The organism is Leifsonia sp. EB41 (genome assembly GCF_041262565.1).
Taxonomy (GTDB): domain Bacteria; phylum Actinomycetota; class Actinomycetes; order Actinomycetales; family Microbacteriaceae; genus Leifsonia.
In genome coordinates this window covers 1,613,418-1,637,601 of sequence record NZ_JBGCCJ010000001.1, presented here as the reverse complement: position 1 = coordinate 1,637,601, position 24,184 = coordinate 1,613,418, and the positions used below count along the sequence as shown (strand labels likewise).

21 protein-coding genes and 3 tRNA genes are annotated in these 24,184 nt (G+C 70.3%); 18 read left to right on the top strand and 6 right to left on the bottom strand.

Going from position 1 to position 24,184, the window contains the following annotated elements:
- The first annotated feature begins 71 nt into the window (after positions 1-71).
- The 3 genes from ABH923_RS08070 to ABH923_RS08060 all read left to right on the top strand — a co-directional run bounded on the left by ABH923_RS08070 (position 72) and on the right by ABH923_RS08060 (position 9,167).
- The gene (locus tag ABH923_RS08070) at positions 72-6,398 is read left to right on the top strand and encodes a hypothetical protein (protein ID WP_370054832.1); all 6,327 of its coding nucleotides are present in this window, start codon (positions 72-74) and stop codon (positions 6,396-6,398) included.
- A gap of 32 nt (positions 6,399-6,430) precedes the next feature.
- Complete coding sequence (locus ABH923_RS08065; RefSeq protein ID WP_370054830.1) at positions 6,431-7,297, top strand: GTP-binding protein LepA; 867 nt, start codon at positions 6,431-6,433, stop codon at positions 7,295-7,297.
- 181 nt (positions 7,298-7,478) lie between these two features.
- Entirely contained in the window at positions 7,479-9,167 is a 1,689-nt protein-coding gene (locus ABH923_RS08060) for a CHAP domain-containing protein (protein ID WP_370054829.1), read from the top strand.
- Between the two features lie 119 nt (positions 9,168-9,286).
- Here the strand turns inward: ABH923_RS08060 and ABH923_RS08055 are convergent.
- The 3 genes from ABH923_RS08055 to ABH923_RS08045 all read right to left on the bottom strand — a co-directional run bounded on the left by ABH923_RS08055 (position 9,287) and on the right by ABH923_RS08045 (position 9,609).
- Positions 9,287-9,362: transfer RNA gene (locus ABH923_RS08055), tRNA-Phe, on the bottom strand.
- A 59-nt stretch (positions 9,363-9,421) separates the two neighbouring features.
- A tRNA-Asp gene (locus ABH923_RS08050) sits at positions 9,422-9,498 on the bottom strand.
- 38 nt (positions 9,499-9,536) lie between these two features.
- Positions 9,537-9,609: transfer RNA gene (locus tag ABH923_RS08045), tRNA-Glu, on the bottom strand.
- A 343-nt stretch (positions 9,610-9,952) separates the two neighbouring features.
- On the opposite strand from ABH923_RS08045, the gene ABH923_RS08040 reads away from it, so the two are divergent.
- Complete coding sequence (locus ABH923_RS08040) at positions 9,953-11,212, top strand: M23 family metallopeptidase (RefSeq protein ID WP_370054828.1); 1,260 nt, start codon at positions 9,953-9,955, stop codon at positions 11,210-11,212.
- On the top strand, positions 11,205-12,533 hold the full coding sequence (locus ABH923_RS08035; RefSeq protein ID WP_370054826.1) for a C40 family peptidase: 1,329 nt from the start codon (positions 11,205-11,207) through the stop codon (positions 12,531-12,533). The genes ABH923_RS08040 and ABH923_RS08035 overlap by 8 nt, the downstream gene beginning before the upstream one ends.
- Positions 12,534-12,626: 93 nt before the next feature.
- Here the strand turns inward: ABH923_RS08035 and ABH923_RS08030 are convergent, their stop codons facing one another.
- A complete protein-coding gene (locus ABH923_RS08030) occupies positions 12,627-13,118 on the bottom strand; it encodes an inorganic diphosphatase (protein ID WP_370054825.1) in 492 nt (163 codons plus the stop codon).
- A 44-nt stretch (positions 13,119-13,162) separates the two neighbouring features.
- On the opposite strand from ABH923_RS08030, the gene tilS reads away from it, so the two are divergent.
- The 3 genes from tilS to ABH923_RS08015 are packed head-to-tail and all read left to right on the top strand — an operon-like array spanning position 13,163 to position 15,283.
- Positions 13,163-14,266 carry a tRNA lysidine(34) synthetase TilS gene (tilS, locus tag ABH923_RS08025; RefSeq protein WP_370054823.1) on the top strand — a complete coding sequence of 368 codons (1,104 nt, stop codon included), beginning with the start codon at positions 13,163-13,165 and terminating at the stop codon, positions 14,264-14,266.
- Between the two features lie 16 nt (positions 14,267-14,282).
- A complete protein-coding gene (hpt, locus tag ABH923_RS08020; protein WP_370054821.1) occupies positions 14,283-14,834 on the top strand; it encodes a hypoxanthine phosphoribosyltransferase in 552 nt (183 codons plus the stop codon).
- A gap of 23 nt (positions 14,835-14,857) precedes the next feature.
- Positions 14,858-15,283 carry a DUF1801 domain-containing protein gene (locus tag ABH923_RS08015; protein ID WP_370054820.1) on the top strand — a complete coding sequence of 142 codons (426 nt, stop codon included), beginning with the start codon at positions 14,858-14,860 and terminating at the stop codon, positions 15,281-15,283.
- Here ABH923_RS08015 and ABH923_RS08010 read toward each other — a convergent pair.
- Positions 15,271-15,531: a type II toxin-antitoxin system RelE/ParE family toxin gene (locus ABH923_RS08010; protein WP_370054818.1), complete on the bottom strand. Its 261-nt coding sequence runs from the start codon at positions 15,529-15,531 to the stop codon at positions 15,271-15,273. The two genes, ABH923_RS08015 and ABH923_RS08010, sit on opposite strands and share 13 nt — an antisense overlap.
- Positions 15,528-15,797, bottom strand: coding sequence for a type II toxin-antitoxin system Phd/YefM family antitoxin (locus tag ABH923_RS08005; protein WP_370054817.1), 270 nt, complete (start codon positions 15,795-15,797; stop codon positions 15,528-15,530). Before ABH923_RS08005 ends, ABH923_RS08010 begins: the two co-directional genes overlap by 4 nt.
- A gap of 113 nt (positions 15,798-15,910) precedes the next feature.
- Here ABH923_RS08005 and ABH923_RS08000 point away from each other — a divergent pair, with 113 nt between their 5' ends.
- The 10 genes from ABH923_RS08000 (at position 15,911) to ABH923_RS07955 (ending at position 24,120) form a co-directional block, all read left to right on the top strand.
- Positions 15,911-16,261, top strand: a complete 351-nt coding sequence (locus tag ABH923_RS08000) for a nuclear transport factor 2 family protein (protein WP_370054816.1) — start codon at positions 15,911-15,913, stop codon at positions 16,259-16,261.
- Between the two features lie 89 nt (positions 16,262-16,350).
- Positions 16,351-18,354 carry an ATP-dependent zinc metalloprotease FtsH gene (gene ftsH / locus ABH923_RS07995; RefSeq protein WP_370054814.1) on the top strand — a complete coding sequence of 668 codons (2,004 nt, stop codon included), beginning with the start codon at positions 16,351-16,353 and terminating at the stop codon, positions 18,352-18,354.
- A gap of 12 nt (positions 18,355-18,366) precedes the next feature.
- Positions 18,367-18,954: a GTP cyclohydrolase I FolE gene (folE, locus tag ABH923_RS07990; RefSeq protein WP_370054813.1), complete on the top strand. Its 588-nt coding sequence runs from the start codon at positions 18,367-18,369 to the stop codon at positions 18,952-18,954.
- Positions 18,951-19,754, top strand: a complete 804-nt coding sequence (gene folP / locus ABH923_RS07985) for a dihydropteroate synthase (protein ID WP_370054812.1) — start codon at positions 18,951-18,953, stop codon at positions 19,752-19,754. The genes folE and folP overlap by 4 nt, the downstream gene beginning before the upstream one ends.
- Entirely contained in the window at positions 19,747-20,145 is a 399-nt protein-coding gene (gene folB / locus ABH923_RS07980; RefSeq protein ID WP_370054811.1) for a dihydroneopterin aldolase, read from the top strand. Before folP ends, folB begins: the two co-directional genes overlap by 8 nt.
- Positions 20,142-20,690 (top strand): 2-amino-4-hydroxy-6-hydroxymethyldihydropteridine diphosphokinase, encoded by a 549-nt coding sequence (folK, locus tag ABH923_RS07975; protein WP_370054810.1) that lies wholly within the window; start codon positions 20,142-20,144, stop codon positions 20,688-20,690. Before folB ends, folK begins: the two co-directional genes overlap by 4 nt.
- Positions 20,687-21,166, top strand: a complete 480-nt coding sequence (locus tag ABH923_RS07970) for a DUF3180 domain-containing protein (protein ID WP_370054809.1) — start codon at positions 20,687-20,689, stop codon at positions 21,164-21,166. The genes folK and ABH923_RS07970 overlap by 4 nt, the downstream gene beginning before the upstream one ends.
- Complete coding sequence (locus ABH923_RS07965; protein ID WP_370054808.1) at positions 21,150-21,635, top strand: PH domain-containing protein; 486 nt, start codon at positions 21,150-21,152, stop codon at positions 21,633-21,635. The genes ABH923_RS07970 and ABH923_RS07965 overlap by 17 nt, the downstream gene beginning before the upstream one ends.
- Positions 21,632-23,317: a PH domain-containing protein gene (locus tag ABH923_RS07960; RefSeq protein ID WP_370054806.1), complete on the top strand. Its 1,686-nt coding sequence runs from the start codon at positions 21,632-21,634 to the stop codon at positions 23,315-23,317. Before ABH923_RS07965 ends, ABH923_RS07960 begins: the two co-directional genes overlap by 4 nt.
- Complete coding sequence (locus ABH923_RS07955; protein ID WP_370054804.1) at positions 23,314-24,120, top strand: Rossmann-like and DUF2520 domain-containing protein; 807 nt, start codon at positions 23,314-23,316, stop codon at positions 24,118-24,120. The genes ABH923_RS07960 and ABH923_RS07955 overlap by 4 nt, the downstream gene beginning before the upstream one ends.
- The last annotated feature ends 64 nt before the right edge of the window (positions 24,121-24,184 follow it).

The following is a 24,184-nucleotide window of genomic DNA, read 5'->3' as shown; positions in this document are numbered from 1 at the left end:
ACTCTGCGAACTCGCCGGTGGTACCCACCAGCAGGCCCCCAGGCTTAGCATGCCCCCGTGCAGGGGGCGTCATGAGACACGAATCCCCACGGCGATGGCTCGCTTCGCTGTGCGCGATTCTGCTCGCCACCACCGCGATCGCGGTGGTCGCCGTACTGCCCGACGGCCCGGCGCAGGCCGCCGCCACCGTTCCGTTCACGTCGAAGTTCTCGGTCAACGCCAACGGGGCGATGATCTCGATCGGCAACGGGCTGCTGACCTGTCCGGCGTCGAGTGCGTGCACCAGCGCGCAGAACGGGGCCGCGCAGGACAACAACAACTTCAACATGGTCAACCTCGATGCGGACAATGTCGCAGGCACCTTCAACTCCTCGTCCTCGCAGCTCGCGCTGCCGGCCGGGGCGAGCGTGCTGTGGGCGGGGCTCTACTGGGGTGCGCGCCTCGACGCCGGTACGAACGGGAGCGCAGGCAACGCGGCGAACATCGGCACGATGTCCTTCCGCGCCCCGGGCGACGCGGCGTACCGGACGGTCACGGCCTCCACCGCGGCGCGTGACCAGTTCGGCCCGAACAGCTCGAGTTACAACGCGTACCAGCGCTTCGCGGACGTGACGTCCATCGTGCGGTCGACCGGCAACGGCGTGTACTGGGGAGCGAACGTCACTGCTGCGACGGGTGTGGATCGGTACGCCGGGTGGGCGTTGACCGTCGTCTACTCCGCGCCGGGCCTGCCACTGCGCAACCTGACGGTGTTCGACGGGTTCAATGTGGTCGGGCAGGGCAATCCGCAGTCCGTGACGGTGTCCGGGTTCCTCGCGCCGAAATCGGGGACGGTGGACGCTCAGCTCACGATGGTGGCATACGAGGGCGACCTGTCGCTGACCGGCGACTACACGCTGCTCAACAGCACGCAGCTCGCGACGCCGCTCTCGCCCGGCTCCAACTTCTTCAACTCCACCAACGACCTCTTCGGCACGTCCGTCACGTCGCGGACCCCCGCGTATCAGAACATGCTCGGGTACGACATCAAGAACCTCGGGGCGTCCGGTGCGATCCCGAACAGCGCCACGAGTGCGACCTTCACCTTCTCATCCAACGGCGACGTCTACTATCCGGGCGTCGTCGGACTCGCCATCAACCTGTATGCGCCCGACTTCACCGCGTCGGCCAAGTCCGTCGTGGATGTCAACGGCAACAATCCCGCGCGCCCCGGTGACACGCTCCAGTACACCGTCAACTACGCCAATACCGGGCAGGATGCCGCGCTCGGCGCGGTCTCGCACGACACCCTCCCGGCGAACACCACCTACGTGCCGGGCTCGCTCGCCCTGGTGAACCCGGTCACGGGCGCGACCACGCCGCTCACGGACTCGCCGGGCGACGACCGCGGCGAGATAGCCGGGCGCACGGTGACGGTGCGCCTCGGCGCGGGCGCGAACGCGACCACGGGCGGCAGGATGGCGTGCTCGGGGACGGGGTGCACCGACGACGGCACCTCGCGCCAGTCGTACACGTTCCAGGTGACCCTCGACGGCGCCGCTGGAGGCACGACGGTGGCGAACCTCGCCACGCTCGACTACCGCACCGAGACCACCGGAACGGCGGCGACCTACACGTCCAACGTCGCGAGCATCGCGGTCCTCCAGCAGGCCGACGTCGGGATCACCAAGACGCTGTCGCCGGATCCCGCGCTCGCCGGCTCGACCGTGACGGCGACGCTGACCGTCCGCAACAACGGCCCCAACACCGCTGCCGCCGTCACGGTGACCGACCCGATCCCCGCCGGCTGGAACGGGGTCACCGCCACCACCCCGCAGGGATCGTGTGCGACCGCGAACGGGACGGTCACGTGCTCCCTCGGCGACGTCCCGAACGGCGCGGTCCTCGCGATCACCCTGACCGGCACGGTGGACTCGGCGTCGACGGCGACGAGCCTCAGCAACGTCGCCTCGGTGAGCACGACCTCCTTCGACCCGGTCCCGGGCAACAACGTGTCGGGCGACACCGTCTCGCTCGCCCGCCAGGCGGACCTCGCCATCGCGAAGTCGCCCAGCCCGTCGCCCGCCGTGCCGGGCGCCCGCGTGGTCTGGACGCTGGTGGTCACGAACCAGGGGCCGTCCGACGCGCAGAACGTCACCGTCGACGATGTCCTCGACGACCCGACGCAGGCGACGATCACCGGCACCGAGGGCGGGACGAGCTGCGTCGTGCAGCCCAGCGGCTCCGCACGCTGCACGATCCCCACGCTCGCGGCCGGCGCGACCGTCACGATCCCGCTCGACACCGTGCTGGCCACCGGGCTCGCCCAGGGGACCGTCGTCGGGAACACGGCCACCGTCGCCTCGAGCACGCCCGACCCGGTGACCACGAACAACACGGTCCACGCGACGGTCGCCACGAGCGCGCCGGCGGCCGACGTCCGGATGGCGAAGACGGGGCCGGCGCAGGTCGTCGCGGGTCAGACCATCACCTGGACACTGAACGCAACGAACTGGGGTCCGTCCGACGCGGCGGGGGTCACGGTCGCGGACACCGCGCCGGCCGGCGTCACCCTGACCTCGGCCTCCACGACCCGCGGCACCTGCACCGTGACCGCAGCGAGCCTGAGCTGCGACCTCGGCACGCTCCTGTCCGCCGGGGTTGCCGGTGACGGCTCCCTGCAGCCCGGCGCAGCAGGCACGATCACGCTGACCGGCACCGTGTCCGCGCTGACCACCGGCACACTGGCCAACACCGCCACGATCGCGGGCTCGACGCCCGACCCCGACCTCTCCAACAACAGTGCGACCGCCTCCACGACGGTCACCGCCTCCTACGACCTGTCGGTCGCGAAGACCGCCAACCGCACGACGCTTCCCGCTCAGGCGCCTGCGCCCGTCGTCTACACGATCACGATCAGCAACGCCGGACCGTCGGCCGCGACCGACGTCGCCGTGGACGACGCCCTCCCGCCGCAGCTCGTGCTCGACTCGATCACGGGATGCGCGGCGACCACGACGGCGACCGGGTTCACCTGCGTCGTCCCCGGCCCGATCCTGCCCGGCGGCACGGCGGTGATCACGGTGAGCATGACGGCGCAGCAGGTACTCGCCGGAGGCCCGGACGTGGTGGAGACGGCGAGCATCAGCGCAGCGGGCGACACCGATCCCGGAAACAACAGCGCGAGCTGGACGCTGAGCGGCCTCCCCTCCGTCGACCTCTCCCTCGCGAAGAGCGCGCCGGCCACCGTGACACCGGGTGCGGGGACCGGCGTCCCGGCGGGCGCGCCGGTCCCTCCGGTGCCGTACACATTCGTCATCACGAACAACAACGACCCGACGAACGTCGCCGAGAACCTGGCTGCGATCGCTCCGGTGATCCTCGATACGCTCCCGCAAGGCACGACCTTCCTGAGCGCCAGCGTCACCGCGGGCCAGGGCCAGGGCGTCGCCTGCACCACGGCGGGCCAGGCTCTGCGCTGCCAGCTCACCGGGACCGGCGGGGTCTCGCCCGACCTCGACGCGGGCCAGTCGGTCACCGTCCAGGTCCTCGTCTCGCTCGACGCGAGCCTCGCTGCGGGATCGAGCCTGACGAACACGGCCACGGTGCAGAGCGGCGACCCGGTCAACAACCCCGACAACAACCCCTCCAACAACACCTCGACCGCCACCAGCACCGTCCAGCCGCTCGCCGACGTCGCCGTGACCGCCTTCACCGTCGATCCCGTCGACCCCGCCGCGAGCGGGCCCGGCACCCTGCGACACGTCCACGTCGTGCTGACCAACAACGGCCCGTCGACCGCGACGGACGTCACCTACCTCGCCACCCGCACCGTCGACGCCTTCGTCACGAACACCGGCACCCAGCCGTCGAACTGCGTCAACACCGGCAGGGAGGCCTCCTGCACGATCGAGAACGGCGCGTTCGGCTCCAGCCTGCTGCCCGGTCAGAGCGTGACGATCGACTATGACATCCAGGTCTCGGCGAGTGCGGCGCCCGGCTCGTATCCGGACACGGTGCAGGTCGCGACGACGACGCCCGAGACGACGCTCGCCAACAACCAGCTCGTCCGGCCGATCGTGGTCGGACCGGCGGTGACGGCGCTCACCGTCACGAAGACGCCCATCGACACGATCCCGAACCCGGACGAAGCAGCGAGCCCCGTCGATCCGACGCTGCCCCACCCCTCCTTCGTCGCCGGCAGCACCTTCGGCTACCAGATCGCCGTGAGCGTGCCGTCGATCGGGTTCTCCGACGCCGAGAACGCGTTCCTCACCGATGTGCTCCCGCCCGGCTTCACCGCGACGGCCGTCTCCTCCACCGGCAGCGGGCTGTGCACGATCACGCCGGAGATCCAGATCGGCGTCGGAGTGGTGAGCGACGTGGAGTGCGAGCTCGGCACCGTCCCCGGCTGGCAGGGGACCACGCCTCCTCCCGCGGTCATCGTCACGATCAACGGAGTGCTGTCCGACGACGCCGCGACGATCAACGGCGGCGACCAGTTCGCCGAGCAGGTGCCGAACACTGCGACCGCGACGACCTCGACACCGCTGACCGGCGGTCAGACCTCGGTCAGCGGCACTGCGAAGGTGGACATCGTCAACGTCGCCGACCTGAAGCTCTTCAAGACGCCAGACGCGGCCACCGTGAACGCCGGAGGCTCCATCGGCTACACCCTGACGGTCGTCAACGCCGGTCCCTCGGGGGTCGCCCACGCCGTCGTGACCGACCAGCTCCCGGACGGCTTCACTCTCGACGCGGCGCAGTCGGACTGCGCACCGCCGCTCGTCGGCGCCGACTTCAACGAGAACCTCGTGCAGCCGAGGCTGCCGGCTGCGCCCAACGTGATCGCCTGCCGGGTCGGCGTGGTCGGCGCCGGGCAGACCGTGTCCATCCACATCGTCACCGACACCGACCCCGGCCTCGCGGCCGGCGACGCCACCAACACGGCCGTCGTCGGCTCGCTGGCCAATGACGTCGACCTCACGAACAACACGGCCACGGCGACGGTCGCGGTGCAGCGGCTCACCAACGTGGCCATCTCCTCGTCGGTCAGCACCGACACCCCGGCCGCCGGGCAGGAGGTCACCTACACCGGCTACCTCGTCAACAACGGCCCGTCGACGGCGGTCAACGTCAACGGCGAGACGACCTTCCCGCCTGGCTTCGTCCCGGTGAGCTTCGACGTCCCGGCCAGCATCTGCACCTGGAACCAGCCACCGCCGGCGGATCCTGCGAGCGTGCCGTGGCAGAACTTCCAGTACGTGCTCACCTGCATGGTGCTCCCGGAGTTCGCCGTCTCGCCTCCGGGATCGTCCACCACGAACGTCGTCGTCATGCACATCCCCGGCGACACCCCCGCCGGCGCGTACACGACCACCGCGGTCGTCCGCAACGACACTCCTGAGACGACGCTCGCCGACAACACGACCTCGCAGACCGTGCTCGTCCAGCGCGTCTCCGACACCAGCATCACCAAGACACTGGTCGAACCGAACCCCCTGGTCGCCGGGCAGCCCGCGACCTGGAGACTGACGGTGCACAACGCCGGCCCGTCGATCGCCGACAACGTCGTCGCGTCCGACAACGTCCCGACCGGGATGACGTATGTCTCTGCGACGATCGAGGGGGGAGCGGCCTGCCCCGCGCCGACCACGAACGACCTCCGGGCGGGAGACACGCAGACCATCGTCCAGTGCCCGCTCGGGACGCTCGCCGTCGGCGCGTCGGCCTCCATCCTGGTCACGTTCGGGGTCGACGCCGACACCGCTGGCGCCGACCTCTGCAACACCGCCCTCGTGGGCTCCGGCTCGCTCGACCCGGACGTCACGGACAACCAGTCCACGGCCTGCGGCAGCACGACCGCCTCCGTCGACATCGCCGTCACGCTCTCGCCGGCGACGCAGACCACGGTGTCGGGCGGTCAGGTCCAGCTCACCGCCACCGTCCGCAACAACGGTCCGAGTCAGGCGACCGGAGTGGTCGCGTCCCTGACGTCGCCTCCCGCGTTCACCGGCATCTCCGGTGTCGCCGTCTCGTGGCCGCCCGGCCGCCCGAAGCCGCCCGACGGCGTGGGCGGACTGACGTTCGCCGTCGGCACGCTCGGTCCCGGCGAGCAGGTGGTCTATCAGATCATCGGGACCGCGACCGGATCCCCGGGCGATGTCCTCCCGTTCACGTTCAGCGGTACGCCCACTGAGCCCGACACCGTGACGGCGAACAACACGGCCGCTGCACAGGTCGACATCATCGCAGGGCCGCCGCCGTCGCCCGCGACGCCCTCCGCCCCGTCGGCGATCGCGGCCACCGGCAGCGACATCCTGGGCCCGCTGATCATCGCCCTCGCGCTGAGCGCCGCCGGGCTGACGATTCTCGCAGCGCGCTCGCGGCGGAGACGGCCCAGGCGCAGTCCATCCTGACATCGCGACGATGTCGGTCCATGATGGACGTGATGGCAGATCGCATCTCTCCGCAGAGGATCCTCGAGCACGTCCAGCGGCTCGGGGAGCAGCATCCGCCGATCGCTCTCGACTCGGTCGACCGTGACGTTCGCGCGCCGGGGGCTGTCGCCGAACGCTACGGCCACGTCATCGACTACCTCGCGCGGGTGGAGCTCGAAGTCGATCGGAACGTGCTCGAGCTGCTCGTGCTTCTGCCCGACGTGCACGAAGTCGACCGCATGTTCTACGCCGACGTGTGGCAGCCGCAGGAGATCCAGCACGGACTGATCCTCGACCGCCTGCAGCAGGATCTCGGCCGGCCGGCCGCCCAACCCGAACTCGCCGTCTCGTTCAAGATCAAGATCATGGGCGCCCTCGCGCACTTCTCGTCGATCCAGGACATCGCGCGGCTGCTCTACTACCTGACCGGCGCGAGTACCGAACGGCAGGCGGTGCTGGCGTACAACGTCCTCTACGACGGGATGCTGGACCTCGGCGAGGCTGCGATCGCCGAGACGATCATCAGCCCGATCCGCAGGCAGGAGCCGGGTCACTTCGCGTTCTACCGGATGAGCGCGACCCAGCTCGTGCAGAGCGGCGAACTCAAGCCGTGGCAGCTCTACCTGGCGCGTGTCCTGAGGGAGAAGACGTACAACCTCGTCGGCACGAACGGCCAGGACCGCTATCGCGCCCAGATGGGCGGTGTGGCGAGTGTGCTCGGCTTCGCCGACGATCTCGAGAAGTACGCACGCGAGGTCGGCAGGATCGAAGCGCAACTGCTCTGGGCAGAGCAGAGCGGCATGGAGTTCCCCCCGTACGTGCTCAAGGCGCTGAGGGAGAGCATCGACCTCTACCGGGAACGCGGGTTCGACGCCTGAGAGCGGCTCCATTCAACGGTGCTGCGGATAGCCCGCTGCGGGATCAACTGGGTGGCGGGTCCCATGCGCCCACAATCACGCGAACTTCGTCGACGATCGCAGCGATAAGCACGGACGGGACCCCCAACGAAACCCTATTAGGGGACTATGCGGCAAGAATCAGGCACACCAGGCTCGAGGCATGAATATTAGTATCCAGGGGGGCTTCTCGTCGCGCTCGCGCACCAGAAGGCTGCGGTGGCTTCTAGCCACATTGTTGTTGATTCCGGCCGCTGGCCTGGTCGGAGCACAAGCTCCGGCGCTGGCTGCAAGCACCGATTCGCTCAACACCGTCGTTTCAGAGGCGGAGTCCACCGTCAACATGACGTTGGCCCAAGTCAAGACCCAGAGTTGGGTGCCGACGACCTCCGACTACCAGGGCTACTCCGGTGACTGGTGCGGCTGGTGGGTTTCGGCGCTGCTGCACAACAACGCCATGCCCCTGCTCACGACGGTCGGCACATCCGGACAGACTTCAGGGACGATCGTCAGCTGGTATCAATCGCAGGGGCGGTACCAGACTGTCGCGAGCGGCGCGCAACCCAGAGCGGGAGCCCTCATCATCTACAGCGGCCATGTCGGGCTCGTTGCCGGTGTCAGCGGTGGGACTGCGCAGACCATCGAGGGGAACACCGGATACTCGCGGCTCGGCCTTTCCGACTCGCAGTGGGACCAATCCGAAGTGACCCAGTTCGCGTCGCCGTGGGGACAGGTGATCGGCTATGCGTATCCGCTGTATGCGGGCTATGACTCCTTGAACGGAGTCGGCGACCCTGGCAACGGAGGTATGGGGACCGTTGCCTACGGAGTGACCTCGCTTCTACTTCCCAGCGGTCAGCTCGTTCTCTACACGATCCGAGGCGACGGCAACCTGTGGGGGGACACGCAACAGTCAGCCGGAGGAAGCTTCGGTGGATGGCAGCTCATCGGAGGCGCGAACGGCACCCTCACCGGTCGACCGTCGGTTGTCCGAACGGCCTCCGGGCTCATCGTCGCCTACGCCCGCACGACCGCAGGCACGATCGTCGGTGCGGGCCAGTCTTCGGTGGGCGGAGCCTTCTCCGGCTGGCAGCCGATCGGCGCCAATGGGGGCGGCATCGTCAGCGACCCTGCAGCGATCCAGTTGCAATCCGGCATCATCGCGATCTACGCGACGACGTCCGCGCAGACCGTTTCGGGTGTCGCTCAGACCTCGGTCGGTGGCGGTTTCGGCGGCTGGCAGACCATCGGCAGCTCGCCGGTCGGCCTGGACCTTCGGCCGTCGGTGATCCAGCTCGCCGACGGACGGATCGTGATCTACGCCCACAGCAGCGCGACGAACATGATCTACGGAAGTGGGCAGACCGTTGCTGGCGGAACATTCCAGACATGGACCGCGATCGGAACGAACGGCGGCGGCATCGCCAACGAGCCGACGGTCTCTCTCGGTTCCGACGGCCGGATCAGTATTTTCGACACCGCCGGTGGAACACTCGCTGGCGTGACGCAGCCGGCGCCGGGGCAGAGCTTCGGCTCGTGGGTGAACTACGGGTCGGGTGGCACCTCTCTGCTCACCGCAGCTGCCTTGGTTCCGCTTTCAGATGGAACTGTGGCGCTCTACACTCGCGCCGCGGACAGCAGCGTTTGGGGAACCGTGCTCACGCCCGGCCAGACCGCGCCGGCCGGATGGTCGAACATCGGATCGGGGGCCAACGTCGCAACTGCTGTGACCGCCAAGCAGACCCCGAGCGGGATGATCGCCCTCTACGGGAACTCCGGCAATGGGGGCGTGACGGGTAGCAGCCAATCCACCGCGGGAGGGTCGTTCGGAGCCTGGGTCACCATCAACTGATCCAGGAACGCCCCGGGGTGGGAGAGATATTCTCGCTCTTCCGCTCCGGGTTCCGTGCCCGGCACGCTCGGGGAACAACAAAAAACCCCCGGATTCCTTACGGATCCGGGGGTTTTCTCTGGTGGCTCCGACCGGCATCGATCCGGTGACCTTTCGATTTTCAGTCGAACGCTCTACCAACTGAGCTACAGAGCCGGAAGGCACGAAGTGCCTACCTAGACGGAAGCCCTTCCGAATGGAAGGGCTTGTCGCCGTGGCGACCCTGACGGGACTTGAACCCGCGACCTCCGCCGTGACAGGGCGGCACGCTAACCAACTGCGCTACAGGGCCTAACTGTGGTGCTTATTCGATTGTAATGGATGCCATCGTGACCCCAACGGGATTCGAACCCGTGCTACCGCCGTGAAAGGGCGGCGTCCTAGGCCACTAAACGATGGGGCCGGATCGTCCCGAATCGCTTTCGCTTTTCGATGACCACCGACGCATAAGCATACGGAAGTCCCCGACAGAATGCCAATCGGGGTTGCAGCCCGGGCGGGTCGATCGCGCCGGTTCTCGCCACGCCCCGATGAAATGCCCGGTGAGAAGCCGGACGCCAGCGAAGATGGCGATCGACGGCCCCCCTGTCGTCCGTGCGAGCCGCACGTGGTCCCGATCGAGCACCGCCGCCCTCCCCCCGACCCGGGCGGCGTATGGTGATGTTGCTAATGTTGCTCCTGGTGATGACGAGACCCGTGTTGATCGTGTGACAGCCGATGTTCCATCCGACGGGTTGAAGGTGACGATGAGATACGCGACGAGAGACGACACGCACCGGCGCAGGCCGCGCCGGGCGCTGCTGCGCCTCCTCGCGGTCGGGGCCATCGCGCTCACCGGGGTCGTCGGCTCCATCGCCGCGCCGGCGTACGCCGACCAGTACCCGAGCTGGCAGGACGTCCAGAACGCCAAGGCCAACGAGGCCGCAGCTTCGGCCCAGGTCACGCGCATCACGACCCTCATCGCGCAGCTCGACCAGGAGGTCTCCGACACCCAAGCGGCCGCGCAGAAGCGCGGCGAGGAGCTGCAGGCGGCCGTCGAGGCGTTCGACACGGCGGACATGAAGGCCAGGGACCTGGAGTCCCAGGCCGCCGCCAGCCAGCAGAAGGCCGACGCCGCCGGCGCCCAGGCCGGCAAGCTCGCCGCACAGCTCTACCGCACCGGCGGGCGCAACCTCACCGCCAACCTCTTCCTGAGCGGCAACGGCGCCAGCGGGACGAACCCCGAGACGCTACTGACCTCCCTCGGGAGCATGTCCAAGCTCACCGAGCAGTCCGACAAGGTCTACACCGACGCCCGCGTCGCGCAGAACAACGCCAAGGCGCTGTCGGCGATCGCGGAGGTCGCCAAGGCCGAGCGCGAGAAGCTCCGCGTCTCGGCGACGGCCGCCCTCCAGGCCGCTGTCGCCGCCGCGAAGGCCGCGCAGGCCAAGCTGGCCGAGCAGCAGAAGCAGATCGTCGTCATGCAGGCGCAGCTCGCCGCCCTCCGCGACACCACGGCGAAGACGGTCTCGGGTTACGAGGCCGGCGTCGCAGCAGCGGCCGCGGCGGCAGCGGCGCGCGGCTCGGGAGGCCTCCCCGGCGGCTACGTCGGACCGCAGGGCTGGGCTGTCCCGGCCGCCGGTCCGATCACGGACGGCTTCGGCCCGCGCCCGTCCCCCGGCGGAATCGGCAGCACCTACCACATGGGCATCGACATCGGCGCCTCGTGCAACGCGCCCATCTACGCGGCGTACAGCGGCACCGTCATCTACGCGGGGCCGGACGGCACCCACGGCAACTACGTGCTCCTCGACAACGGCGGCGGCATCGAGACCGGCTACGCGCACATCCGCAATGGCGGCATCCTCGTCGGCATCGGCCAGAGCGTCGGGGCCGGCCAGCCGATCGCCCGCGTCGGCAGCACCGGCGCCTCCACCGGCTGCCACCTGCACTACGAAGTGCTGGTGAACGGCCAGAAGATCGACGGAATCCCGTTCATGAGAGCAAGGCAGGCCCCCCTTGGCTAGCGACACTTCGAAGAACTCCCGTACCCGCACAGGCCTCGCGATCGGCGCAGGCGTCATGGGCGCCGTCACGGCGTCCATCGGCATCGTCGCCCCGGCGCAGGCCGTCGACTACCCGTCCTGGAACGACGTCCAGCAGGCGAAGGCCAACGTCGCCAACCAGCAGGCGATGATCGCGAACATCACGACCCTGATCACCGGCCTCCAGAGCAGCGTCGACGCCGCCCGCATCGCCTCCGAGAAGGCGGCGGAGGCCTACTTCCAGGCCAAGGACGCGCTCGCCGCGGCGACGGCGAAGCAGGCCGACCTCGAGAAGCAGTCGGCGGACGCCGCTGCGAAGGCCAAGACCTCGCAGATGCGTGCCGGCCTCCTCGCCTCCCACCTGGCCAAAGCCGGCGGCGGCACCGACGTCAGCACCGAGCTGCTGCTGAAGGGCGGCGGCAGCGGCTCCAGCGCCGACAAGCTCCTGTTCCAGCTCGGCACCATGAGCAAGCTCACCGAGCAGTCGAAGGCCGTCTACGACCAGGCGACCAAGGACAAGAACACCGCCGAGTCGCTGAACGAGCAGGCCAAGACGGCGAAGACCGAGCGCGAGAAGCTCTCGGTCGCCGCCGACCAGGCGCTGACCGCCGCGCAGAACGCGCAGTCCGCGGCCCAGGCTGCGCTCGTCGAGCAGCAGAACAAGTCCACGGAGCTGGTAGCCCAGCTCGCGACCCTCAAGAACACCTCGACGCAGGTGGAGGCGGCGTACCTGCAGGGCGAGAAGATCCGGCAGGAGCAGGCGGCGGCCGCGGCGGCTGCCGCAGCGGCGGCGGAGGCGCAGCGGCAGGCGGCGATCCGCCAGCAGCAACAGCAGCAGGCCCAGCAGCAGGCCGGCAGCGGGTCATCCGGCGGCTCCTCGGGCGGGGGAGGCGGCGGCGGGGGCGGCCCGGTCGCCCCGCCGAACGGGAACGTCGTCGACACTGCCATCTCGTACGCGAAGGCGCAGCTCGGCAAGCCGTACATCTTCGGCGGCGAGGGCCCGACGGGCTACGACTGCTCCGGCCTGACGATGAAGTCGTACGCCTACGCGGGCGTCTACATCGGCTCGCACTCGGTCAACGACCAGTTCTTCACGGCGGCCAACCGCGGCCAGATCGTCCCGTACAGCCAGCGCCAGCCGGGTGACCTCATCTTCTGGGGCGACTCGCCGGGCAATTTCTACCACGTCGGCATCTACCTCGGCGGCGGCATGATGATCGCCGCCCCCACCGAGGGCGACGTCGTCAAGATCCAGTCCGTCTGGGGCTCCCCCTGGGGCCAGGTAGCCCGCCCCTCCGCCTGACCCCACGCCGCCGAGACGGCTCAAAGTCCGCAGAAAACCGCCGAGTGGGCAGATTATCTGCCCACTCGGCGGTTGTGCGTTCGGGTGCGAGGGTCAGTGGCCCTCGGCGGCGAGCTTGACGAAGCCGGCCTCGACGATGGCCTCGGCCTCGGCGGCGTCGCCCCAGCCCTCGATGTTGACGAACTTGCCCGGCTCGAGGTCCTTGTAGCGGGCGAAGAAGTGCTCGATCTCCTTGCGGGTCTGCTCCGGGATGTCGTTGACGTCCTGGATGTGCAGCCAGCGCGGGTCCTTGTACGGCACAGCGATCACCTTGGCGTCGCTGCCGGCCTCGTCGGACATGTTCAGCACGCCGACCGGGCGCACCTTGACGCCGACGCCCGGGAAGACCGGGTGCTCGAGCAGCACCAGCGCGTCGACCGGGTCGCCGTCGAGGCCGAGGGTGTTCTCGAAGAAGCCGTAGTCGGTCGGGTACACGAAGCTGGTGAACAGCACGCGATCCAGGTAGACGCGACCGGTCTCGTGGTCCACCTCGTACTTGTTGTGGCTCCCCTTCGGGATCTCGATGACGACGTCGTATGCGGCCATGCCGATGCTCCTTAGCTGTTGGAAATCTGCACTAACGTTACTGGATGCGCCTCAACGGGTCCTCGGGTGACGTGGCGGGTGGAGCGGCGGCCGGGCCTCCGCGCCGGCCGCGCCTGACGCCGCCGATCGCCGACGCCCGCCGCGCGGTGCGGGAGGCCCTGGCCGCCGCGGCCGACCTGCCCGCTGTGGACCCGCACGACGACCACGGCCCGGTCCGGCCTTCGCCGCTCGCCCCCGGAGCGCTCGTGCTCGTCGGCCTGAGCGGGGGAGCGGACTCCCTCGCGCTCGCCGCCGCGACCGCATTCGAGGCCCCGCGCCGCGGCTACCGAGCCGGCGCGATCGTGGTCGACCACGGCCTCCAGCCCGGCTCCGCGGGGGTCGCCGAGGCCGCCGCCGTGCAGGCCCGCGACCTCGGACTCGACCCGGTGCTCGTGGAGCGCGTGAGCGTCGCGACAGGAGCCTCCGGCCCGGAGGGTGACGCACGCGCCGCACGGCACGCCGTGTTCGACCGCGCCCGCGCGGCCACCGGCGCGGCCCGGATCCTGCTCGCCCACACGCTCGACGACCAGGCGGAGACCGTGCTGCTGGGCCTGGCCCGCGGCTCCGGCCCGTCCAGCCTCCAGGGGATGCGCCCGGACACCGGAACGCTGCTGCGCCCGTTCCTCGGCCTCCGTCGCCGGACGACGCGGGCCTTCTGCGCCGACAGCGGGCTGACCCCGTGGGACGACCCGCACAACGACGACCCCGCCTACGCGCGCGTCCGGGTCCGCACCCGGCTGCTGCCCGCGCTGGAGGACGAGCTCGGCCCCGGCGTGGCCGAGGCCCTCGCGCGCACCGCCGAGCAGCTCCGCGAGGACGACGACGCCCTCGACGGCCTCGCCCTGGAGTGGGCGCAGGAGCTGGTCAGCCAGGCCGAGGACGGCGCCGTCGCGCTCGACGTCCGCGGCCTCGCCGCCGACCCCGCCGCGCTCCGCCAGCGCATCATCCGGCTGGTCGTCTCCGCCGAGTTCGGGGTGTCCCTGAGCAGGGTGCACACCCTCGCCGTCGCGGAGCTCATCACGGGCTGGCACGGCCAGGGACCGCTCAGCCTGCCAGGCGTTAGAGTTGTCAGGCAGAACGGCCTGCTCACGTTTCACCCCGACAGCTAAGGACAGCGCCTCCCTCATGGAACTCACGGACGTTCACGACGACCTGACCGAGATTCTGATCACCGAGGAGCAGATCCGCTCCCGCATCGCCGAGCTGAGTAGGACGGTGGAGGCCGACTACGCGGGCAAGGACGTCCTCCTCGTGGGTGTCCTCAAGGGCGCCGTCATGGTGATGGCCGACCTGTCCCGCGAGCTGCGCATCCCCGTCACGATGGACTGGATGGCGGTCAGCTCCTACGGCAGCGGCACCGCGTCGAGCGGCGTCGTGCGCATCCTCAAAGACCTGGACACCGACCTCAGCGGCAAGACCGTGCTGATCGTCGAGGACATCATCGACTCCGGGCTCACGCTCTCGTGGCTGCTCGCGAACCTGCACAGCCGCGGCCCGGAGTCGATCGAGATCTTCACGCTGCTCCGCAAGCCGGAGGCCGCCCGCGTCGAGATCGACGTGAAGTACGTCGGCTTCGACATCCCGAACCAATTCGTCGTCGGCTACGGCCTCGACTACGCAGAGCACTACCGCAACCTCCGCGGCGTCGGCATCCTGGCGCCGGCCGTCTACAGCTGATCGGCAGAGGCCGGGGCGGAGCGATGGCGGAGGTCAAGACCCAGCCGTCGGACGCGGACGTCCGCGCGTTCCTCGAGGCCGCGACGCCCGCACGGCGCAGGGCCGACGGCCTCGTGCTGGCGGACATCTTCCACGAGGTGACGGGCGCCGACCCCGTCCTGTGGGGTCCGTCGATCGTCGGCTACGGCAGCTATCACTACGTCTCGCCGTCCGACCCGCGTCGCCAGGGCGAGTGGCCCAAGACCGGCTTCTCGCCGCGCAAGGCGCAGCTCTCGCTCTACGGAATCAAGGACCTTCCGGAGGGCGCGGCCCTGCTGCCGTCGCTCGGCACGTTCACCGAGGGCGCCGGCTGCGTTTACGTGCGAAAGCTGGACGACATCGACCTCGCGGTGCTGCGCCGGCTGATCGCTATCGCGTGGGCGCGCGGGGACGACCCTCAGCCGCGGTAGACCTCGCGCCGGTGCGCGACGCGCAGCACGAGGATGACCAGCCGGTCGTCCTCGATGTCGTAGACGATCCGGTAGTCGCCCACGCGGACGCGCCAGGCGCCGCCGCTGTCGACGAGCGGCTTCGCGGCGGGGGGTCGCGGCACCTCGGCGAGGAGCTCGACGACCGCCTGGATGCGACGGCGGGCCGGCGGGTCCAGCTTGCGCAGTTCCCGGGCCGCCGCCGGCGCGACGTCGATCCGGTAGGTCATGCCAGGCCGAGCTCCGCCTTCACGTCGTCCCACGGGATCGGTTCGGCCGCGGTCTCTTCCAGCTCGCGCCGGGCGGCGACGGCCGCCTGGGCATCGTCCAGCTCCTCCAGGCGCTCGACCATGCGGTCGAACTCGTCGGCGTCGACGAGCACGGCCACCCGCCTGCCGCGCCGGCTCAGGGAGATGAGCTCATGCTGGAGATGCGCGCGGTCCACGAGGGCGCCGAGGTGCTGCTTCGCATCGGAGATAGGCATGAGCGCGGTCATGCGACCATGATAACCCAACAGACCCGTTAAAGCCTGAACAGACCCATTCGACCGATTCGACCGAATCGGTCCCCTGACTTGCGCCCGCCCCCGCGCCGTGGTCCGATGACCCCATGCCCTACGAACCTCCCGAGCTGTACCGACGCTGGCTTGCCGCGTGGAGCGACCGGCACGCGGCGCTGGAGCCCATCATCGCGGGCGACGCCGTCGGGCACTGGCCGGAGGGCGACGTCGTCGGGCCGCGCGGGTTCGCCAGGGCCATCGCGGAGACGGTCGACCAGTTCGATCGCGTCGAGTTCGACGTGCAGGCGGGGCCGCTCGTCGGCGACGGGTTCGTGGCGGCGCGGTGGGTCCTCACCTGTCACATGGGGGACGAGACGATGTCGTTCGCCGGTCACGACTTCGTGCGGGTGGAGAACGGCATGATTGCGGAGTACTGGCCGGCGATCCTCCCGACCTCCTGATCCGGCGCTGGACAGGTACGCAGCGGTAAGCGCGCCCAGAGCGAACACGCAGCCGACCCACAGCGCCCAGGCGGTACTGTGGTCGCACCATGAACCTCAAGAAGATCTTCCGCGGCCCGATTCTGTACGTCGTGCTTGCGATCATCGCGGTGTGGATCGGGTCCAGCCTGATCACCATGTCGGGCTTCAAGCCCGTCACCACGCAGGAGGGGCTCAACCTCCTCCAGCAGGACAAGGTGTCGAGCGCGAAGATCGTCGACGGCGAGAACCGGGTCGACCTGATGCTCAAGCAGGCGGACGGCGCCAACGGCACCCAGGTGCAGTTCTACTACGTCACCCCGCGCGGCGCCGACATCGTCAAAGCGATCGACGACGCCAACCTCCCCAAGGGCTACGACGACTCCGTTCCGCAGCCCAACTGGTTCGTGAACATCCTCGGCTTCCTCATCCCCGCGCTGCTCATCGGCGTGTTCTTCTGGATCATGATCTCGGGCATGCAGGGCGGCGGCAACAAGGTCATGCAGTTCGGCAAGTCCCGGGCGAAGCTCGTCACCAAGGAGACGCCGAAGGTCACCTTCGACGACGTCGCCGGGTCCGACGAGGCCATCGAGGAGCTGGAGGAGATCAAGGACTTCCTCAAGGAGCCCGCGAAGTTCCAGGCGGTCGGCGCGCGCATCCCCAAGGGCGTGCTGCTGTACGGCCCTCCCGGAACGGGCAAGACCCTGCTGGCCCGCGCCGTCGCGGGTGAGGCGGGCGTCCCCTTCTACTCGATCTCCGGCTCGGACTTCGTAGAGATGTTCGTCGGCGTCGGCGCCAGCCGCGTCCGCGACCTGTTCCAGCAGGCCAAGGAGAACTCCCCGGCCATCATCTTCATCGACGAGATCGACGCGGTCGGCCGTCACCGCGGCGCCGGCCTCGGCGGCGGTCACGACGAGCGCGAGCAGACCCTCAACCAGCTCCTGGTGGAGATGGACGGCTTCGACCCCAAGACGAACGTCATCCTGATCGCGGCGACCAACCGCCCCGACATCCTCGACCCCGCGCTGCTGCGCCCGGGCCGCTTCGACCGCCAGATCGGCGTCGACGCTCCGGACATGCTCGGCCGCAAGAAGATCCTGGAGGTGCACGGCCGCGGCAAGCCGCTGGCGGCCTCCGTGGACCTCGAGGTGCTCGCCCGCAAGACGCCCGGTTTCACCGGCGCCGACCTGGCCAACGTGCTCAATGAGGCCGCGCTGCTGACGGCGCGCTCCAACGCGCAGCTCATCGACAACCGCGCCCTCGACGAGGCCGTGGACCGCGTCATCGCGGGCCCGCAGAAGCGCACCAGGGTCATGAAGGACCAGGAGAAGCTGATCACGGCGTACCACGAGGGCGGCCACGCCCTCGCCGCTGCGGCGATGCGCCACACCGACCCGGTGACGAAGATCACCATCCTCCCGCGCGGCCGGGCCCTCGGCTACACGATGGTCATGCCGCTGGAGGACAAGTACTCGGTCACCCGCAACGAGCTCCTCGACCAGCTCGCCTACGCGATGGGCGGCCGCGTCGCGGAGGAGATCGTCTTCCACGACCCGACCACCGGCGCCTCCAACGACATCGAGAAGGCGACCTCCATCGCCCGCAAGATGGTCACCGAGTACGGCATGAGCGCCGACATCGGCTCGGTCAAGCTGGGCCAGGCGAACGGCGAGATGTTCCTCGGCCGTGACATGGGCCACCAGCGCGACTACTCCGAGCGGATCGCCGAGCGCGTCGACACCGAGGTGCGCGCCCTCATCGAGAAGGCGCACGACGAGGCGTGGGAGGTCATCAACGACAACCGCGCCGTGCTCGACCGGCTCGCGGCTTCGCTGCTGGAGCACGAGACGCTCGACCACAACCAGATCGCCGAGATCTTCGTCGACGTCAAGAAGCTGCCGGAGCGCCCGCAGTGGCTGTCCAGCGACAAGCGGCCGATCTCCGACCAGCCGCCCATCCCGTTCCCCAAGGCGCCTATCGACGCCGGGGCCGTGGACGGCGGCGTCGACTCGGAGCCGCCGTCGTCGAAGCCGAAGCGGGCTCCCGCCATCAAGCCGCGGCCGGCGACGGCCTAGGCCGCGCACCGCATGACCGGATTCGATCGCGCACGCATCGAGGCGGCCGTCGCCGAGATCCTCGCCGCCATCGGCGAGGATCCGTCGCGTCCGGGCCTGGCCGACACCCCGTCGCGCGTCGCCGACGCCTACGCCGAGTTCTTCTCCGGCGTGGGCGTCGACGCGCGTCAGCAGCTCGGTGAGCCGGTGCCGCTGGAGGACGCCGCCGCCGAGACCGTGATCCTGCGTGACATCGCATTCCGGTCGGTGTGCGAACACCACCTGCTGCCGTTCCTCGGTGTCGCGCACGTGGCCTACCTGCCCGGGGACGCAGTGATCGGCCTCGGCCGCATCCCGCGCGTGATCGAGACGCTCTCGTCGCGCCCGCAGCTCCAGGAGCGCCTCACCGAGCAGATCGCGGACACGATCGAGGAGGGTGCTGCGGCCCGCGGCGTGCTCGTGGTGCTGGACGCCTCCCACGAGTGCGTGACCACCCGCGGCGCGCGGCAGACCCGCGCCACCACCGTGACGATGGCTGCGCGCGGCGCCTTCGCCGAGCCCGCCTCCCGCGCCGAACTCATCGCCCTCATCGGCGGACCGCGCGACGAGGCGTCCGAGTGACGCTCATCATGGGCGTCCTCAACGTGACGCCCGACTCCTTCAGCGACGGCGGGCTGTGGCTGGAGCCGGAGGCCGCGATCGCGCACGCGCTCGAGCTCGTCGCGCAGGGGGCCGACCTGATCGACGTCGGCGGCGAGTCCACCCGGCCGGGCGCGCTGCGCGTCGACCCGGCGGAGGAGCGCGCCCGCGTCGTCCCCGTCATCCGCACGCTCGCCGAGCACGGCGTCACGGTCAGCATCGACACGCTCAACGCCTCCACCGCGCGCGCTGCCGCCGACGCGGGCGCCGCGATCATCAACGATGTCTCCGGAGGCTTGGCCGACGCCGGGATGCCGGACGCCGTGCTCGACACCGGACTCCAGTACGTCGTCATGCACTGGCGCGGCCGGCTCGACGCGGCCGACTCGCGCGCCGTCTACAGTCACACCGTGGCAGAGGTGCGCTCGGAGCTGTCCGCCCGCGTCACCACCCTCCTCGAGCACGGCATCGACCCCGCCAAGCTCGTGCTGGACCCTGGCCTCGGCTTCTCGAAGAACGCGCAGCACAACTGGCAGGTGCTCGCCGGCCTCCACGAGTTCGAGACCCTCGGCTACCCGGTGCTCATCGGGGCGTCGCGCAAACGGTTCCTCGGCACGCTGCTCGGCGAGGGCGCCACGGTCGAGGACCGGGACGCGCCGACCGCGGTCATCTCCGCGCTCGCCGCGCAGGCCGGCGTCTGGGCCGTGCGCGTGCACGACGTGGCGTCGACACGGATGGCCCTGGATGTCGTGCAGGCGTGGCAAGCTGGACGCGATGACTGATTCCGCTGCCGTGTCCGTCTCGCGCACGCCGACGGACGCGATCGTACTGACCGGGCTGCGCGTGCGGGCGAACCACGGGGTGTTCGACTTCGAGCGCGCGAACGGCCAGGATTTCGTCGTGGACGTGACGGCGCACCTCGACCTGTCGCCGTCCGCGGCCTCCGACGACCTCGCCCGCACCGTGCATTACGGCGAGCTGGCGAACGAGATCGCCGATGCCGTGCGCCGTGACCCCGTCGACCTCATCGAGACGGTCGCGGAGCGCGTGGCCGGGGTGGTCCTCGCACACGAACCGGTGCACTCGGTGGAGGTCACGGTGCACAAGCCGGACGCCCCGATCGAGGTGCCGTTCGGCGATGTCGCCGTCCGCATCCTGCGGGGCCGGCCATGACGCCGCCGAACCGCATCGGGCGACCGGAGCGCTTGCGCGTCGGCGTCCCGGCCGTGCTCGCCTTCGGCAGCAACCTGGGCGACCGCGTCGCCACCATCCGCGAGGCGCTCCGGCTGCTCGCGGACGACCCCGGCCTCCACGTCACGGCCGTGTCCCGACTCTACGAGACGCCCGCGCTCAAGCCGGAGGGCATCGACGAGGAGGCGCCCGCCTACCTCAATGCCGTCGCGCTGATCACCACCATCCTCGACCCGCTGGCGCTGCTGGCCGCGGTCAACCGCGTGGAGGACGCCCTCGGCCGCGTGCGCGAGGAGCGCTGGGGCGACCGCACCCTCGACATCGACATCGTCGACTACCAGGGGATCGTCGCCGACGACGATCCGCGCATCGTCCTCCCGCACCCCCGCGCGCACGAGCGCGCCTTCGTACTGGTGCCGTGGCTGGAGGTGGACCCGGATGCCGTGCTGCCGGGCTACGGACCGGTGGCCGAGCTGGCGTCCCGGGCGACCGATCCCGTCACGTTGTACGAGGCGGGCGACGCATGAACCGCACGCGTCCCACCTCCCTGATCGGCCTCGGGGTCCTCGGACTGGTCGTGGGCTTCCTCGGGGAGCTCGCAGCGTCGGGCACCGGCATCGCCGTGTTCATCCCGCCGCTGACGCTGCCGATCACGCTCGTCGCGGTCGCGATCATCGTGGTGGCGTTCGCCATCCCGATCCGCCGGTCCGTGCGCGGCCGCAGCTCGCGCCGCATCGACCCGTTCCAGGCGACGCGGATCGTGGTCCTCGCCAAGGCGTGCAGCCTGAGCGGCGCGCTGCTGACCGGTGCGGGCGCCGGCATCCTGATCTACATCCTCACCCGGGACGTGCTGCCCGCCTCGAACGCGGTGCTGCTGACCTCGCTCGGCACGGCGGGCGCCGTCATCCTGCTCGTCGCGGGCCTGGTCGCCGAGTTCTTCTGCACCCTCCCGCCCGACGACAAGGACGACGACCCGGAGGCCGCTCGTGCCCGCTCGCATTGACCTCACTGTCGGGGAGTGGAACCGCGTCTCGCCGAAGTACGTGGTCGTGGTCGTCGTCAGCACCCTCCTCAGCGGGATCGTCCTGAGCGCAGGGACGGTGTTCCTCTGGCTGGTCGCCGGGTGGTCGTGGGCGTGGACGCTGCTGGTGGTCGTCGTGGTCGCGACGCTGATCGGGTTGTTCATCGCGAACCGGCGCACCCGGTCGATCGGGTACATCCTGCGCGCCGACGACCTGCTCTTCCGGCGCGGGATCATGTTCCAGCGCTTCGTGTCGGTGCCGTACGGGCGCATGCAGCTCATCGACATCACGCGCGGGCCGGTCGGGCGGATGCTCGGGCTGGCCGACCTGAAGTTCGTGACAGCGGCGGCGTCGACCAATGTCGTGGTCCCCGGGCTCCCGGAGCCGCAGGCCGCGGAGCTGCGGGACCGGCTGGTGGAGCTGGCGGAGAGCCGCCGGGCAGGGCTGTGACCATTCCGGAGCCCGGGGGCGTGCCGCAGGGCGGAGCGACGGGTGGACCACTGCCCGGCGGGCCGCTGAACCCCGCCGAGCGCGCCGCCGAGCGCTTCACCGACGGCGAGTGGCACCGGCTCCACCCCGCGACGCCGCTGCTGCGCGGCGGCATCGTGTTCATCGCGGTCCTGGGTTTCGTGCTGTCCAACCTCCGCGAACGGCTGGTGAGCTTCTTCGTCGGAGCGCCCGACGTCGGTGGCGACCCGATCGACGCGATCGTCAACCACGGCTGGGAGGGGTGGGCGCTGCTCGGCGTCGCGGTCGTGCTGTTCGGCTGCCTCGCCGCGTTTTACGTATCGTGGCGGATGCACAGCTTCCGGATCACCGGCGACGCGGTGGAGGTGCGCAGCGGCATCCTGTTCCGTACCCAGCGCAAGGCCAGGCTCGACCGCATCCAGGGCATCAACGTGCAGCGGCCGCTGCTCGCGCGCATCTTCGGGGCGGCGAAGCTCGAGATCTCCGTGGCAGGACACGACGCGAACGTGACCCTGGCGTACCTCGGCTCGGTGCTCGCGGACGGGCTGCGGTCGGACGTGCTGCGGCTTGCGTCGGGTGTCCGGGAGGCGGAGGCCGCCGCCCCGGCTCCCGGCGTCGCGGTCGCGTCCTCCCGCGCCGCCCAGGTCGGCGACTTCGTCAGCCGGCGCATCGACGACTTCCTCGCGCCGGAGCTCGACCCGAACGCGGCGCCGCCGGAGTCGGTCGTGAAGATCCCGCCCGTCCGCCTCGCCGGTTCGCTCGTGCTCAGCGGGTTCACCGTGTTCGTGGTCGCCGTGATCGTCCTGCTGGTGATCGGCTCGGCGGGCGGCGCGCCCTGGCTGCTGATCGTCGTCCTCCCGGGCCTGCTCGGCTCGGCGAGCTTCTACATCAACCGGTTCACCAAGTCGCTCCGGTACTCGATCGCGGGCACGCCCGACGGCGTCCGGATGGGCTTCGGCCTGCTCACGACGAGCAACGAGACGCTGCCGCCAGGCCGCATCCACGCGGTCGAGGTGCTGCAACCGCTGCTCTGGCGGCCGTTCGGCTGGTGGCAGATCCGGATCGACACGGCCGGCCACACGCGCGAAAAGGGCGCGGCGGGCCAGCCGAACACGACCATGCTGCCGGTCGGCGACCAGGCCGACGTGGCGAAGGTGCTGTCGCTGGTTCTCCCGGCGTTCACCGACGAGCACAGCGCCGCGATCCTGGAGGGCATGACCTCCCGCGGCCACGACGCGTTCACCGGCAGCCCGCGGCGCGCGATCTGGCTGCGGCCGTTCTCGTGGCAGCGCACGGGCTTCCGGATGGTGGACGGGGCCGTGCTGCTGCGCCGCGGCTTCGTCTGGCGGAGCCTCGCGGTGGTGCCGCTGGCCCGGCTGCAGAGCCTGGAGTTGCAGCAGGGCCCGCTCGATCGGCTGCTGGGGCTGGCGGAGGCACGCTTCCACACCGTGTCCGGCCCCGTGCATCCCCGGCTCGGCGCGATGGACGCGGCGACCGGCGAGCAGCTCTTCGAGAGCGTGGCGGTGCGCGCCGTGGCCGCCGCGGCTGCCGACCGCACCCACCGTTGGAGACACACCGCGGGATTCGTGCCGAATGTCGACTCCGGCGCCGCGAAAAGCGACATTCGGCACGAATCCGACAGCACCCCAGGGGAGGACGCATGAACGACAGCACCCGGCGGTCCGGCCGTCTCGGCCTCGGCATCGTCGGCGCCGGACGCGTCGGGCCCGTGCTCGGCGCCGCGCTCGCCGGAGCGGGCCACGCGATCGTCGGAATCTCCGCGGTGTCCTCCGAGAGCCGCGAGCGCGCCCAGGCGATGCTGCCCCAGGCGCCGATCCTGGACGTCCCGACACTTGTCGAGCGCAGTGAGCTCGTCATCCTCGCCGTCCCCGACCGCGAGCTTCCCGGCCTCGTCTCCGGCCTCGCCGCGACCGGCACCTGGCAGCCGGGCCAGCTCGTGCTGCACACGGCGCCGGGCTACGGCGTCGAGGTGCTGCGACCGGCCGCGGAGGCCGGCGCCATCCCGCTCGCGGTGCACCCTGCGTTCGAGTTCACGGGCACTAGCCTCGACCTCGCCCGGCTGGCGGAGAGCTGGTTCGCCGTCACCGCGCCCACTCCGGTGCTCCCGATCGCGCAGGCCCTGGTGGTCGAGATGGGCGGCGAGCCGGTCGTCATCGCGGAGGCCGATCGCCCGGCCTACGCCGAGGCCATCGCGACGGCGACCGCGTTCTCGCGCTCGATCGTCGAGCAGTCCACCGGCATCCTCGCGGGGATCGGCGTCGAGAACCCCGGATCGTTCCTCAGCTCGCTGCTGCGCTCGGCCGTCGACAACGCCTTGACCCGCGCCGGAGCGCCGACCGCTCTCGACGTCGGCGACGTGCTGGAGGCGCTCGGCGCCGCGGACGACGGCCCGGGCGAAGGCGACCCAGGCGACGACGGTCGCGGCTGGTACCTCCGCGGCGAGTAGCCTGGATGCGGCCGCCTCGCCCGCACGGGACCGGCGCCAACGACCTCACCGCCACCACCCCGAG